Here is a 14427-nt window from a genome sequence, read left to right as displayed (position 1 = left end):
CGTATCAGAGATGAAAAATTGATCAAGAAAGGGACGCTTTGATGCGCCTTTCCGGCTATCTCCTTCCGGCTACCGCCTTTGCTGCTGCTGCAGCGCTCTGCGCCGGGACCGCCTATTTCTCGATGCAGATGGTCGAGACCGCCTCGCGGCAGGATGTCGCCGATGCGCTGCTGCGCGATGGGCAGGACTGGGCCGAGGTCGATGTGAACGGTTTGCAGGTCTTTCTCATCGGAACCGCGCCCGACGAGGCGGCGCGGTTCCGGGCGATGACGGTGGCAGGCTCCGCGGTGGATTCAGCGCGGGTCATCGACCAGATGCTGGTCGCCGATGCCGAGGAAATCCAGGCGCCGCGCTTCTCGATGGAGATCCTGCGCAACGAGTCCGGCATCTCGATCATCGGGCTGGTGCCCGGCGAAACCGACCGTGAGCGTCTGCTGGGCGTGCTTTCGGAGATGACCGAGGGTGATCAGCAGGTGGCCGACCTACTCGAAGAGGCCGATTTCCCCAAGCCCGAGGGTTGGGGTGCTGCCGTGGATTTTGCCGGCCGTGCGCTCGAGGATCTGCCGCGCTCGAAGATCTCGGTCTCGGCGGGTCGGGTGCACATCAAGGCGATGACCGACAGCGAGAGCGACCGGCGCGAGATCGAGCGCACCCTGCGCCGCCGGGCACCGAAGGGCGTGGATCTGACGCTTGATCTGTCCGCGCCGCGGCCGGTGATCACCCCCTTCACCCTGCGCTTCCTGATGGACGAGGAGGGGCCGCGCTTCGACGCCTGTTCCGCCGATACCGAGGCTGCGCGCGAGCGTATCCTCAAGGCCGCGCAGGACACGGGTTTCGAGGGCACGGCCAACTGCCGCCTCGGACTGGGCGTGCCCTCGCGGCGCTGGGGCGAGGCCGGGGCGATGGCGATCTCGGCGGTGAAGGAGCTGGGCGGGGGCTCGGTCACCTTCTCCAATGCTGACGTCTCGCTTGTGGCGCTGGAAGGCACCAGCCAGGGGCTTTTCGACCGGGTGGTGGGCGAGCTCGACACGGCGCTGCCGCAGGTCTTTGCCTTGCACGCCACGCTGCCCGAGACGCCGCAGGAAACCGACCAGGGCCCGCCCGAGTTCACCGCCACGCTCTCGCCCGAGGGCTCGGTGCAGCTGCGCGGCCGGATCAACTCGGACCTCTCGCGCGAGACCGCGGACAGCCTGGCCAAGGCGCTCTTCGGCTCGGACAGTGTCTATACCGCCGCGCGCGTCGTCGAGGGGCTGCCGAGTGGCTGGTCGACCCGCGTGCTGACCGGGCTCGAGGCGCTCGGACAGCTCAGCAACGGCGCGCTGCGGGTGACCCCCGAACTGGTCCGGGTCTCGGGCAACACCGGCAACAAGGACGCGAACGCCGAGATCGCCGGGTTACTCTCGGACAAGCTGGGCGAGGGCGCCGACTACGAGATCGACGTCACCTACCAGGAAAAGCTCGACCCCGAGCTGGGCATCCCAACCCCCGAGCAATGCGAGGCGCAGATCGTCGAGATCATCGGCGACCGGAAGATCAGCTTCGAGCCGGGCTCGGCCAATCTCGACGCCTCGGCCAAGGACATCATGGACGAGCTCGCCGATCTGCTGAAGCTTTGCGGCGACATCCCGTTGGAGATCCAGGGCCACACCGACAGCCAGGGCCGCGAGTCGATGAACGAGGCGCTGAGCCGCGACCGGGCGCAATCGGTGCTCGACGCACTGCGCAACCGCCGCGTGCTGACCTCAAGCTATCGCGTGAAAGGCTATGGCGAAACACTGCCGATTGCGGATAACAGTACCGAAGAGGGACGCGAGGCGAACCGCCGGATCGAATTCAAGCTGATCCGCCCCGAGCCGACCGAGGAAGAGCCGACCGCGCTCGAGCAGATCGAACAGGAAGGCGCCGAAGCCACCGCCGAGTCGGAGGCCTCGGAAGAAAGTGACGCCGCGCGGGACAACGCGGCGCAGGACGAGGCAGGGACGGGCGAGGCAGGCATGGAAGGGGCAGAAGAATGAACCGGACGGAATTCGTGATCGCAACGGCGGTTATCCTCTTCGTGGCCTTCTGCATGGGCTGGTTCGCCAACTGGCTGGTGCACCGGTTCAAGCGCGTTGCTCAGGCCGATGTCGACCAGCTGGAGAAGATGAGCCGCGAGCTGCACGAAGCCGAGGAGACCCGCGACCAGGCGATCACCTACTTGCAGCAGCGCGAGGCCGAGCTGACCAACCAACTGGCGCAGACCGAGGCCGAGCTCTCTGCGGCCATGGAGGGTCTGCGCGAGGCGCGGCACGAGGCCGAGGACCTGCGCGGACTGGTCGAACGCAAGAAGGGCATGGCCTGAGAGCCATCTCAGGCGCGGCTTGCGGCAAGGCGAGGCTGTGCCTCGCCTTTTTTGCAGTGAATGAGGTTCCGCACCCGCCCTGCTGCCGTTCGCGGGACAAGTCTGCCTCGCTGAACGCGCGGGGTTTACCGGCTGCGGTTTGATCTGGGTCGGGCGGCGCCGCCTGTGCGCAAAAACCTTCGGCATTGCTGATATATTCAAGACAATTTTGCCTGATGGGACTTGCTGTTTCACAAGTCGGGCCGTGATCGCGCGCGACGCCTTAAACTTGTCGCATCTTGTCCCTATCCAGTCTTAATTCGGGGCGCAGACCAGCCCCCGTGTGCGATTCCCCGGGTGTTGGGGATCTATGTCAGGGTGTGTGCGATGACGGTCTACGCGGTGACGCAGGAGAATTGGAACGATCCGGCCTTCTGGGCGGAGATCTCCGAAAGCTCCGCGGGGCACCAGCTCGACCTCGCGGGTCTGCCGGACGGGGTCGAGGCCGAGTTCGACCAGGCCAACCTTGTGCTCTTTCTCCATTACGAGGGCGGCAGCTTTCTGATCGGCGACACCACGGCCCCAGCGGTCTTCGAGGCGCAACTCGGCGCGGGCACCGACTGGAGCTATTTCACCCTGCTCACCGGCAGCGCGGGCGACGACACGCTCGGTGGCGGCGAGGGCGATGACACGCTCTGGGGCGCGGCGGGGGAGGACAGCATTCTCGGCTACGCAGGGGACGACCTAATTTACGGCGGCGACGGTGGCGACACGGTGCATGCCGGCATCGGCGCCGACACGGTGATCGGCGGCGGGGGCGATGATTCCCTGTCCGGCAACGAGGGGAACGACGTGCTGGAGGGCGGCGCGGGCAGCGACTCGCTCTATGGTCAGGAAGGCGATGACTACGTCAGCGGCGGCGACGACGACGACACGCTCGAGGGCAACGAGGGCGCGGATACGATCGTTGGCGGCGCGGGCAATGACTGGATGCGCGGCTCCTACGGCAACGACGCTCTCTGGGGCGGCACCGGCGACGACAGCTACTGGGGCGGGTGGGGCGACGACACCTTCCACATCGAGAACGGCTTCGGCAACGACACGGTGGACGCCGAGGGTGTGGACGAGGTGCTGGGCGACACGCTCGACCTGTCGCTGGTCACCGACGCGCTGCGCCTCGACCTGGGCGACATCAACCCCGAAAATGGACGTGTCTCTGATGGGACGAGCACGCTGATCTACGACGAGGTCGAGCACATCATCCTTGGCGCCGGGGAGGATACGCTGGCGCTGTCGAACGGTGGTGGGCACGATGCGGTGCAGGGTTTCGCGCCGCCGAGCGCTCTTGGCGATGGCACCTACGCGGGCAACGACCTGTTGGACGTCTCGGGGCTGACCGATGCCGAAGGCAATCCGCTGGACGTCGGCGACGTTGCGGTGAGCGATACAGTCGGCGACGGCACAGGCGACGCGGTACTGAGCTTTCCCGGCGGCGCCTCTCTGACGCTGGTGGGCGTGCTGGCCTCCGAGGTTTCCTCGGCGGCGCAGCTTCAGGCTATGGGCATTCCGGCGGCCAGCGAAGAGGCCGATCCGGTGGAGCCGGGTGATCCTGTCGATCCTGTCGATCCGGTTGACCCGAGCGACCCCGTTGACCCGGTCGAGACCACGGGGGAGCTGCCGCAGATCGACGGGGCTTTCGAGTTCGAGGCCACAATTCGCTTCGATGATCTGTCCGCCGCGCCGGGCCAGAAGGTCTTTGAATTCGGCGGTGCGGGCGAGGACCGGCTGAGCTTCGGCCAGCTCGGCCCGAGCACGGCCGTGCTCTTCGAGATCGTGCAGGACGGGGCGAGCTGGCTCATCGTCGCCGAGGACGCCATCGTCGAGGGCGAAAGTGCCACATGGACCGTGGGCGTCGACGAGACCGGCTTCATGTATGTCGAGAAGGACGGGCTGCAGATCGCGGAAGGCGACGGCGTCGTGCCCGCCGACAGCGAGCGTCTGACCAACACGCTTGGCGGCAGCGACGATACGGCACTGGTCGGCGCGATCTCGGGGGTGTCTGTCACCCAGGCGAGCGGCACCTGGGTACCGGCCGGCGGCAGCGGAGCGGATGCGGGCGGTGACGGCGGAGAGGCTGGGGGAGAGACTGGTGGAGAGACTGGCGGCAGCACCGACCCCACCGACCCTGACCCTGCCGAGCCGACCGATCCAGCAGGCCCCGATCCGGACAGCGACGCGATCCCGCAGATTGGCGGCGCCTTCGAGTTCGAAGCGAGGCTGCGGTTCGACGACATCACCGGCGCGCGCGACCAGCGGATCTTCGAATTCGGCGGGGCGGGCGAGGATCGCATCACCTTTGGCCAGCTCGGCCCAAGCAGCGCGGTGCTCTTCGAGATCGTGCAGGACGGTGTCACTGCGCTCATCGTCGCCGAGGATGCGATCTCCGAGGGCGAGACCGCGACCTGGACCGTGGGCGTCGATGAGACCGGCTTCATGTACATCGAGAAGGACGGGGTGCAGATCGCCGAGGGCGACGGGATCGTGCCGGCGGACAGTGACCGGCTCGAGAACCTGCTCGGCGGCTCCGGCTCCACGACGCTGCAGGGCGAGATGAGCGACGTCAGCCTGGTGCAGGGAGGCGAGATCTGGACGCCTGAAGAGGGCACGCAAGTTTATGATCCCGGTGAGACGGATGCGGAGGACGGAGGCGGTGCGGTCGATCCCGTGCTTCCCGAGCCAACCGACAACGACCTGCCGCAGATCGGCGGGGCCTTCGAGTTCGAGGCAGAGCTGCGCTTCGACGATCTCACCGATGCACGCGGCCAGCAGGTCTTTGAATTCGGCGGGGCGGGCGAGGACCGCATCGCCTTTGGCCAGCTCGGTCCGAGCGATGCCGTGGTCTTTTCGGTCAGCCAAGGCGGATACACCCATTACATCGTGGCCGAGGATGCGCTCACCGAGGGTGAGACGGCAAGCTGGACGGTGGGCGTGGATGAGACCGGCCTCATGTACGTCGAGAAGGACGGGGTGCAGATCGCCGAGGGTGAGGGCGTGGTGCCAAATGGCAGCGCCCGGCTCAGCAACCTGCTCGGTGGCAGCGGCGACAGCGCGCTGCAAGGGCAGATCAGCGACGCCAGCATCACCCAGGAGGGCAGCCATTGGTGGCTCGACGAGACGGGCGAGGCGCATCTTGAGCTGCACGGCACAGAGGAAGACGAGCTTCTCGAGGGCGGCGGCGGCGACGACACGCTCTGGGGGGGCGGGGGCGATGACACGCTGACCGGCGGCGACGGCGCCGACGATTTCGGCGTGAGCGCGGCGGCGGGGAATGTCACCATCACCGATTTCTCTGGGGCCGACCGCATCGACCTCTCGCAGGTCGGGCAATGGGCGGATGGCGAGGCGCTGATGGCGGCGCTGAGCCAGGAGGACGGGACCGCCAGCCTCAGCTTCGACATCGACGGCGCCGCGCAGACCCTGCTGATCCACGCGGACGAGGAGCTGACCGAGGACGACTTCCTGCTCTGAGCCATTCCGCCTGGCCAACGGCTTGGCAAGGGGCGGGGCGCGTGGTTCACTCCGCCGACGCCGACAGCCCCTCAAAGGACCGCCATGCCCGGACTGCCCCATCTGCGCGCGATGCAGGCCTTCGAGGCCGTGGGCCGCTGCGGCTCGGTGCGCCGCGCCGCCGAGGACCTGGGCGTCTCTTCCGGCGCGATCAGCCAGCAGGTGCGGCGGATCGAGGAGCATCTGGGCGTCGCCCTGCTGGAACGTCGCGGACGGCAGCTCGAGCTGACCAGCTGGGGCCGGGTCTACCATGCCGAGGTGAGCAAGGGGTTCGCGCAGCTTGCCCACGCGGGCGAGGCGCTGGCGCGGGCGCGCAACAGCAGGGGCTTCGTGATCAGCTCGCTCACCACGGTGACCAACAAGTGGCTCGGGCCTCGGCTCTTCGAATGGACCGCCGAGAACCCCGGCGCGCCGGTGCGGCTGGTCGGCACCGAGATAGAGCCGGATCTGACCCGCGACAACGTCGACTTCCGGCTCTACTTCGACGACAGCCCGCCCCATGGCCAGTATGCCGAGCTTTTCACCGATTGCATCCTGCCCGCCTGCGCGCCGTCGCTGCTAGAGGGGCGCAAGCTGCAGCGGCCCGAGGAGGTCTACGACTACCCGCTGCTGCAGATCTCCTGGATGGAGAGCTTTGCCGCGCATCAGGTGCCGGGCTGGGCAGAGTGGGCGGCGCAGTGCGGCGTCGCCCCGCCGCCGGACCCGGGCGGCTCGGCGCTCAGCTTCGCGCTGTCCTCCAGCGCCATCGACGCGGCAGTGGCGGGGCGGGGGTTCGTGCTCGGGCAGCTGGCGATGATCGGCGAAGAACTGGCCCGCGGGCGGCTTGTCGCGCCGTTCGATCTGTGCATGCCGCTCTCGGTGCCCTACGGGCTGGCGTGGGACCGCGCGAGTCTCGAAAAACCCATGGGCCGGGCGCTGCGCGACTGGCTGGTGGCGCAGGGGCGGCGGCAGGCGGCGCTCTGCGCCCGCTGAGCGGCGGCATCAGATCGTTGCGAAGGTACTGCTTTTGGCGGTCTTGCGGCAGCCGAGTCGGCCGAGCAACGCCTGCCAGCCCTGCACCGTGGGCTCGCGCGCGCCCGCCACGGCGAGGCGCGGCACGGAATCGGTCTCGGCCAGAACGTCACTGAGGGCCCGGCTCCAGGCGGCGACCGAGAGGTCGGCGACGGTCACCAGCCCAGGTCCCTGGAGTTCGGAAAGGCTGTCGCGGCCCGAATGCAGGACCCGGCGCCCGGCGGCCAGCGCCTCTTGCGCGGCCAGCGGGGAGGGTTGCCAGCGGGCCGGGATGGCGATGGCGTCGGCCCGGCGCAGCGCCGCCAGCCGGGTGGTGCTGCCATGTACGCGGATGCGCAGGTCGTGGCGGGCCAGCGCGCGCAGCTCGCCGCGCTGCGGGCCGTCGCCGAAGATGTCGAGCCGGGCGTCGGGGTTGGAGACGACGCTGAACGCCTCGATCAGCATATCGAGGCCGCTTTGCCGGTGCAGGCGGCCAATCGCGGCGATGTGCCGGACCGGGCACCGGGGGTCGGGCAGGGCGGCAAAAGGCGCGAGATCGGCGCAGGGCGGTATCACCGAGAGCTGGCCCGGGTTGACGAGGGCGTGCCGGCGCATCCAGTTGGCCTGCGGGGTGCTCAGGGCGACGACGTGATTGAACAGCGCATAGGCGCTGCGCAGAATGGCGCGCTGCCGGCCGCGGTTCCGCGCCGCCGCCGCCGACCCCTCGCAATGCAGATGCTCGACATGGATCAGCGTGGCGCGCGGGTGGCGCGCGCGCAGGGCCATGAGACCCGGCAGGCTTTGCAGGCGCAGCGGCAGGTGCGAGACGATCACCTCTGCCCTGAGCGAGACCGCCCCCGCGGCAAAGCGTGACACGCGCACCGCGTGGTGCTCGGCGGTGGCGCCAAGCGCGGCATCGCGGCCCAGAAACGCAAGATAGCGAGACAGGTCGCCCGACGTGTGGTCGTCGTGAAGATGGGCGATGCGCGGCATTGGCTAAATCTCCATGCGATGAGGGGTCACGCCGAGCGGCCGTGCCGACGCGAAAGCCGGCTCAGCAGCGGGATGCTGGTCATGGAAAGAAACAGGCTAGTGGCGCAAATCGCCAGCGTCCGGCCGGGCTCTTCGGTCAACGGCCTCCGCGAGGAGACAAGCGCCCCGCGCAGAAGCTGGGCAGCACCCGGCGCATCACCGCTGGCGATGGCACAGCGCGCGAGGTGGCGCAGGTGGTAGGCGCGGGCGGCGGCCGCGTACCGGCCGAAGAACTGCCGATCCTGTGCCGAGAGCTTGGTCACCATACGCTCCCAGGCGGCGAGCTGCTTGCCCACCGAGGTGTGGGGCTCGGCGTGGCGGCAGCTGCAGAGCGTGCGCGGGATCGCGGCGATCTCCCAGTCGGTGACCAGCGCGAAGCGCAACCAGAGCTCCAGAGCCTCGCCCTGCAGGAAGGTCTCGTCGAACCACCAGTCGCGCTCGGTCTCCTGCGGCGGACGGAAGGCGATGCGCTGCAGGGCGGCACGGCGGAACAGGGCCGTGGAGACGGGACCGATGGGGTTGCGCTTGAAGATCGCCGCTGCTCCGTAAAGGCGCTTCCGGGGCGTCTTCCACAGGCTGTACCGAGGGCCTTCGTCGCGGATCATGTCGCAGGCCGAGAAGCTCAGGCCGACGCTCGGCGCGGACTGCATCAGTGCCATGTGTTCGGCCAGCTTCTCCGGCGCCCAGAGATCGCCCGCGTCGCAAAAGCCCACCAGGCACCCGCGCGCGGCGGCGATGCCGGTGTTGCGCGCGGCCGGAAGCCCGCGGGTGCGCTGGCGCAGCACGCGGATGCGCAGATCGCCGAAGTCCTCTGCCAGCTCGGCGCTGTGATCGGCGGAGCCGTCGTCGACCACGATGATCTCGAAGTCGGGAAAGCTCTGCGCGCAGAGGCTGCGCAGAGTCTCCTGCAGCCGCTGCGCGGAATTATGTGTCGCAACGATGATAGAGGCGCGGGGCATAGGGGGACCTCCCCGGGGTTCAGCGCGAGAAGAGCGCGTTGCGCAGCAGGCGGGGCAGCAGCGTGGAAAACAGCGCGGCGGTCAGCACGCGGGTGCCGTGGCGCGGGTTCGAGAACCAGCCCCTGGGGCTGGTGGTGCAGCCGATGAGACCAAGGCGCAGCACCTGCCGGCCCGCAGCGCCGATGCGCAGGGCTCGGGCGGCGAGGAAACGAAGATGCGCGGCTTCGCTGCGGGCGGTGCTGCTGAAGCCGTAGCGCGCGGCGCTGATCAGCGCGATCGCGCGGCCGGCCTTCATGCCTTCGAGATCGGAGGACAGGCCGCGGTCAGAGACGCGGTAGGTGACCAGCGGGGCGTCGATGCCCACGACCTTGGCACCGTCGCCGATCAGCCGGACCAGCCACTCGAGGTCGGCGTTATGGGTGATGTCGGTGTTGAAGCCGCCGCTGGCAAGGAAGCTCTCGAGGCGGATCGCGAAATTCGACATGGTGCAGACCGGATTCTCGGACAGCAGGGCATCCAGCGTCAGCGTGCCCTCGAAGGGACCGGTGGGGGTGCCAATGGTGCGCCCATCCGAAAGGGTGACGCGGCCGAAACAGGCGTCGGCGCTCTCTTCCTTGAAGAAGGCGTCGAGCCTCTCGAGCTTCTCGGGATGCCAGGTGTCATCGGCATCAAGGAAGGCTATGATCTCGCCATCGGCCTCTGCCAGCGCCATGTTGCGCGCCGCGCTGGGGCCGGTGCCGTTGCTCTTCATCAGGCGGAACCGCATATCGATCCCGGCCATGGCGGCGGCGATCAACCGGGTGTCGTCGCTCGAGCCGTCGTCGATGATCAGCACTTCCCAGTCCTGCTCGGTCTGCGCGAGCAGGCTCTCGAGCGTCTCGGCGAGGGTGTCTTCGGCGTTGTAGCAGGGAATGACGACGGAAAAGCGGGGCATCTTCGGGCATCCTTCTCTGCCGGGGACAGGATCGAGGAACGTTGGAACGGGATCGGCGCTTGGCGTCCGATACACCATTTCTACCTTCGCTCCCGCGACCCTGTCGCCCGCACCAGAGGGGAGTCGGATGGGGCAAGCGGCGAGAGACCTATCCACTAGGATAGGCGCACTAATCCGCGCCCGGGACGGGCGCGGCAAGACTGTGACAAAGCGGGGCGGAAAAACGGCGCGGAAGCCCGAAGCGGGCTGCGGCAGGGCCCTGCCGACCCGGTTTTCAGGCGCTGCGCAAGGCGGTTAGGCCGCCTCGAGTCGGCTCTCCAGCGCGCTGCGGCTCTGCTGCCAAAGATCGGCCAGCGCGGCGAGTTCGGCCCTCGACGGTTGATCGCCGCGTTTCACCTGCGTCTCGATGTGTCCGAGCGCGCGGCGCAGCGCCTCGACGCCGAAGGGACCGCAGGAGCCGGCGCATTGATGCGCGACCGGACCGAGATCGGGATCGTCGGGCGCGGTTTCCGAGAGTGCGGCAATGTTGCGATCCATCTCGGCGTAGAAGCGCTCCAGCAGCTTGTCGACCGTGGGGCGCGGCACCTCGGACAGGAAGGCACCGAGGCGCTCCTCGTCGAGCAGTTCCGTGTCGGGCGCGCCTGCGCCCTCCGGCCGCGGCTTGACCACGGTGAGCGAGGGGGCGGCGGCAGCCGCGGCGAAGGTCTCCGGCGGGATCGCCGGGATGGCCCCCGAGGTTACCTCGGCCAAGGTGCGCAGCAGCAGCGGGCGCTCGATCGGCTTGGTCAGGCAGGCGGTCATCCCGACCTTGCGGAAGCGCTCGCGCTCCTCGGGTAGGGCGTGGGCTGTGAGGGCGACGATCGGCACCTCGGCGCAAGCGCCGGTGCCGCCGCGAATGTGAGCCGACGCGGTGGTGCCGTCCATGACCGGCATAGAGATATCCATCAGGATCACGTCGTAGCGGTGCAGGGCCGCCGAATCCACGCCAGCCTCGCCATTCTCGGCGATGGTGACCTTGTGGCCCTCTCCCTCGAGCATTTCGCGAACGATGAAGCGGTTGATCTCATTGTCCTCGACCAGCAGAACGTCGAGCGGACGCTGCGGCTTCTCGGGGCAGTCGCGCGGCTCTTCCGGCTCGATGCCAAGGTCCTCGGAGGGGCGCAGCGGCACGCGGATCCAAAACAGGCTGCCTTCGCCGGGTTCGCTTTCAGCGCCGATCTCGCCTCCCATCAAGCGCATGAAGCGCCGCACGATGCCGAGCCCGAGGCCGGTGCCGCCCGCTTCGCGCGCGTAGGAGGAATCGAGCGTCTCGAAGTCTTGGAAGATGCGGGTAAGGTCTTCCTCGGCGATGCCGATGCCATTGTCGATGACGCGGAACTCGACCTCGGTCTTCGCGGCATTGACGTATTCCACCTCGATCTCGACGCTGCCGTTCCGCGTGAACTTCAGCGCGTTGCCGACGAGGTTCAGCAGCACCTGCCGCAGACGACGGGCGTCGCCGATGGCGCCGTCGCCCCTGGGGCCGGACCAGCGCCAGTTGAGCTCGTTGCCGTAGGTCTGCGCCAGCGGCTGCGCCGTCTCGACCAGCCCGTCGAGAAGGCGGTTGATCGAGAAGGGGGCTTCCTCGACCTTCATTTTGCCCGCCTCGAACTTGGCCAGATCGAGCACGTCGTTGACCAGTTCCAGCAGCAGCCGGCCCGAGCTTTGCATGCGGTCGAGCAGTTGGCCCTGGCGCGCGCTGAGGCTTTGGTCGCGCATCAGCTGCATGGCGCCCAGCAGCCCGTTCAGCGGGGTGCGCATCTCGTGGCTCATCACCGCGAGGAACTCGGACTTGGTGCGCTCACCGGCGAGGGCCCGGTCGCGCGCTTCGGTCATCTGCTCCTCGGCCTCTTTCCAGTTCGAGATGTCGCGGATGTAGAAGACGTAGAGCGGGTTGTCGGCCTCGGCCCTGTCGGCGGAAATCTCGGCCGGGAAGAGATGCAGGTCGCGGGTCTGCAGGGTGATCTCGAAATGCTGCTCCTCGGGGCGCGGGCGGCGGTGCTCGTCGAGGAAGGCCAGCGCGCCGAGCTGGTGGCGAGCGAGCGATTCAGTCGGGACCATGAGTTCCAGCGCCAGCCGGCCAACCGCCTCGGCGCGGGTGAAGCCGAAGAGCGCCTCTGCAGCGGTGTTGAACTCGCGCACCACGCCCACTTCGTCGGTCACGACGATGGCGTTCGGGGAGGTCTGCACGATGGTCTTCATCCGTGTGCTGGCGAACTGCAGCGCGTCGGCGCGCTTCTGCGCGAGACGGAAGAGCCGGAACATCGCATAGGCCAGCAGGGTCAGGCCGATGAACAGCGCCAGAAGCACCGCGGCGATGTAGATCATCAGCTCGGTGATGCCCTCGCGGCGGGAATCCGAGACCTCGGCGAAGGCCGCCAGCGCCGCGAGCGAGAAGGCGCGAACATCGGCGGTGACCTGTTCGGACTGCTCGAGCAGCGAGGGCAGTTCGGCGAGGAAGTCCTCGTCCGGCCCGTCGATCAGCGGGACGGTCTGCTCGAGGAAGTCGAGCACCCGCATCCGCGGCGCAGAAGATTGCACCGACTCGCGCAGGGCATGGAACACCCGCCCGCTGCTCATCGTCACCATGCGGCTGTAGAAGATGTCAAAGCGTCGGCGTACGTCCTCCATCGCGGCGGGATCGTCCTGCGCCTCTTTCATCGAGAGACGGAACTGCAGGAATTCGACGTCCGCCTGCGCGAGGCTCCACTGCAGGTTGTCGGAGTTGGCGACGGAGAAGTCGTCGATCTCTCTCAGAACCAGCCACCCGAGCCAGACCACAAGGCCGACACAAAGCAGGAGCGCCGAGGCCGCGCCCCCGGTCTGCACCAAGGTCGCGCGGCTGTGGGTCGAATTTTCGTCGGGCAGGTTCAAGTTGATCATGCTTCCATGGGCATGAAGCGGGCGTGCTAGTCAAGCACGACGATGCGGTCCAACTGCCAGATTGCACGAGAGTAAATCTGCTCGGTCTGGTACTCGGGCCGCTGGTCGAAGGGATAGACGATCCAGAGGGGGCCCTTGTCACGCACGGCCATCTTCTCGCCGCTGTTGAGGAAGGCAACGATCGGTCCGCCGTCCACCCAATCCGCGCGGGGAATGTTCACCGCGTAGTCGTTGATCGCCGTTGCCTTGATCTCGTCGCCGGTGGCGCCGACCAGGTCCATCAGGTCGCTCAGCTGCACACCGGTGAAGGTCTGGTCGCCGTCCGTCCATATGGTCTTGGTGGTGAAGGTCACTGTGTCCAGCCCCTCGAGCATCTCGAAATCGAAGGAGGCGGTGTCGTCCACATTGGTGTTCGAGATCGCTCCACTGACCACAAGCAGGGGTTTCTCCTCGGGCACCGGCAGGTTCTGCGCCGCCGCAGCTGCCACGGGCGCGACGAAAAGAGCGAGGGCGATGAGCGTGCGCAGGGGCGGAAGACCGAGCATGTTAAGCGACTCCTTGGTGGCTGAACCCATAGTGTCACATACGCGACAATAGCGGTATCGGGGCAATCGGAGGGTCCCCTATCCGTCCGGGTAGGGACGGATCCGACGCCTGATAGGTGGGAATTGCCGCAGGTGCAGCCTTGCCGTTGCGCGATCCGGGATGCGATACCGATACTCAGGCGGGCATTGGCGGCGAAAATGCACGTAAAACGAGAAGACTAAGGCCCGGCAGGGAAGTGCAAGCGTGCCACAGGCCCTGTTTTGTCCATAATTTAACCGCAATCCGCCAATAACTTTGCTATTTGTTTAGAGAATGATGATCGGCGATTCGCCGTGAGGTTGCAGGGAGATGGACGATGATGGCACAGCAGGCGGCACAGGCGGTAACCAGACCGGCCAATATGCTCCGCGTTTTGATCGCCGACGACCATGATCTGCTGCGCGACACGCTCCAGATTTTTCTTGAAGGCGAAGGCACTTTTGAGACCGTCTGCGTCGCAAGCTACTCCGAAGCCGAAGCGCTGGTGAAGGCGGGGGAGCAGTTCGACCTCGTGCTGCTCGATTATTCGATGCCCGGCATGAACGCGCTTGAGGGCTTCAACAAGATGCGCGCGCTCGAGGGCTCGCAGCGGGTGGCGATCATCTCCGGCACTGCGAATCGCGACGTCGCTGAGCAGGTGCTCGAGGCTGGCGCCGCGGGCTTCCTGCCCAAGACGCTCTCGGCCAAGTCGCTGGTCAACGCTGTGCGCTTCATGGCGATGGGCGAGCAATACGCGCCGCTGGATTTCATGCGCCAGGAAGAGGCCACGCCGAGCCACCCGATGGCCGAGCGCCTGTCGCCGCGCGAGCTGGAAGTGCTCGAGGGCTTGACCCATGGCAAGTCGAACAAGGAGATCGCCCGCGATCTCGACATTCGCGAACCGACGGTGAAATTGCACGTCAAGACGCTCTACCGCAAGATCGGCGCGTCGAACCGCACCCAGGCCGCGCTGCTGGCCAAAGAGGCCGGCCTGTTCTGAGCGGCGCCTCCCGACGCTGACATCCGCGAAAGACGCGCCGGGTTTCCCGGCGCGTCTTTTCTTTTGGCAGGCGGCGTGGATTTGGGCGCCGGCCGGCTCGCTTTGTCTCAGTGAGATGTGGTGCCTTACCGGGACACCC

The 14427-nt window shown here is 67.4% G+C and carries 10 protein-coding genes; 5 read left to right on the top strand and 5 right to left on the bottom strand.

Annotation, left to right across the window (positions count from 1 at the left end; genetic code table 11):
* Positions 1–41: 41 nt before the first annotated feature.
* The 4 genes from CEW88_RS10890 (at position 42) to CEW88_RS10875 (ending at position 6859) form a co-directional block, all read left to right on the top strand.
* Positions 42–2015, top strand: coding sequence for an OmpA family protein (locus CEW88_RS10890; RefSeq protein WP_108966716.1), 1974 nt, complete (start codon positions 42–44; stop codon positions 2013–2015).
* The gene (locus tag CEW88_RS10885) at positions 2012–2341 is read left to right on the top strand and encodes a hypothetical protein (RefSeq protein WP_108966714.1); all 330 of its coding nucleotides are present in this window, start codon (positions 2012–2014) and stop codon (positions 2339–2341) included. The genes CEW88_RS10890 and CEW88_RS10885 overlap by 4 nt, the downstream gene beginning before the upstream one ends.
* Positions 2342–2707: 366 nt before the next feature.
* Positions 2708–5848, top strand: coding sequence for a calcium-binding protein (locus CEW88_RS10880; protein WP_108966713.1), 3141 nt, complete (start codon positions 2708–2710; stop codon positions 5846–5848).
* 84 nt (positions 5849–5932) lie between these two features.
* Positions 5933–6859 (top strand): LysR family transcriptional regulator, encoded by a 927-nt coding sequence (locus CEW88_RS10875; protein ID WP_108966711.1) that lies wholly within the window; start codon positions 5933–5935, stop codon positions 6857–6859.
* Positions 6860–6868: 9 nt separating this feature from the next.
* On the opposite strand, the gene CEW88_RS10870 is transcribed toward CEW88_RS10875, so the two are convergent.
* From CEW88_RS10870 to CEW88_RS10845, 5 genes are all read right to left on the bottom strand, one after another.
* Positions 6869–7870: a glycosyltransferase family 4 protein gene (locus CEW88_RS10870; protein WP_108966709.1), complete on the bottom strand. Its 1002-nt coding sequence runs from the start codon at positions 7868–7870 to the stop codon at positions 6869–6871.
* A gap of 26 nt (positions 7871–7896) precedes the next feature.
* Entirely contained in the window at positions 7897–8868 is a 972-nt protein-coding gene (locus tag CEW88_RS10865) for a glycosyltransferase family 2 protein (RefSeq protein WP_108966707.1), read from the bottom strand.
* 19 nt (positions 8869–8887) lie between these two features.
* Positions 8888–9802: a glycosyltransferase family 2 protein gene (locus CEW88_RS10860; RefSeq protein ID WP_108966705.1), complete on the bottom strand. Its 915-nt coding sequence runs from the start codon at positions 9800–9802 to the stop codon at positions 8888–8890.
* Positions 9803–10096: 294 nt separating this feature from the next.
* Positions 10097–12724: a hybrid sensor histidine kinase/response regulator gene (locus CEW88_RS10855; protein WP_159099593.1), complete on the bottom strand. Its 2628-nt coding sequence runs from the start codon at positions 12722–12724 to the stop codon at positions 10097–10099.
* 26 nt (positions 12725–12750) lie between these two features.
* Entirely contained in the window at positions 12751–13269 is a 519-nt protein-coding gene (locus CEW88_RS10845; RefSeq protein ID WP_108966699.1) for an oxidoreductase, read from the bottom strand.
* Positions 13270–13625: 356 nt separating this feature from the next.
* Between CEW88_RS10845 and CEW88_RS10840 the strand changes: the two genes are divergently transcribed.
* Positions 13626–14288 carry a response regulator gene (locus CEW88_RS10840; protein WP_235940389.1) on the top strand — a complete coding sequence of 221 codons (663 nt, stop codon included), beginning with the start codon at positions 13626–13628 and terminating at the stop codon, positions 14286–14288.
* The last annotated feature ends 139 nt before the right edge of the window (positions 14289–14427 follow it).

Origin of the sequence: Alloyangia pacifica (genome assembly GCF_003111685.1) — a bacterium.
GTDB classification, from domain to species: Bacteria; Pseudomonadota; Alphaproteobacteria; order Rhodobacterales; family Rhodobacteraceae; genus Salipiger; species Salipiger pacificus_A.
Note: the sequence above shows the minus strand (reverse complement) of the source record. Positions and strands in the feature narration are given on the sequence as shown.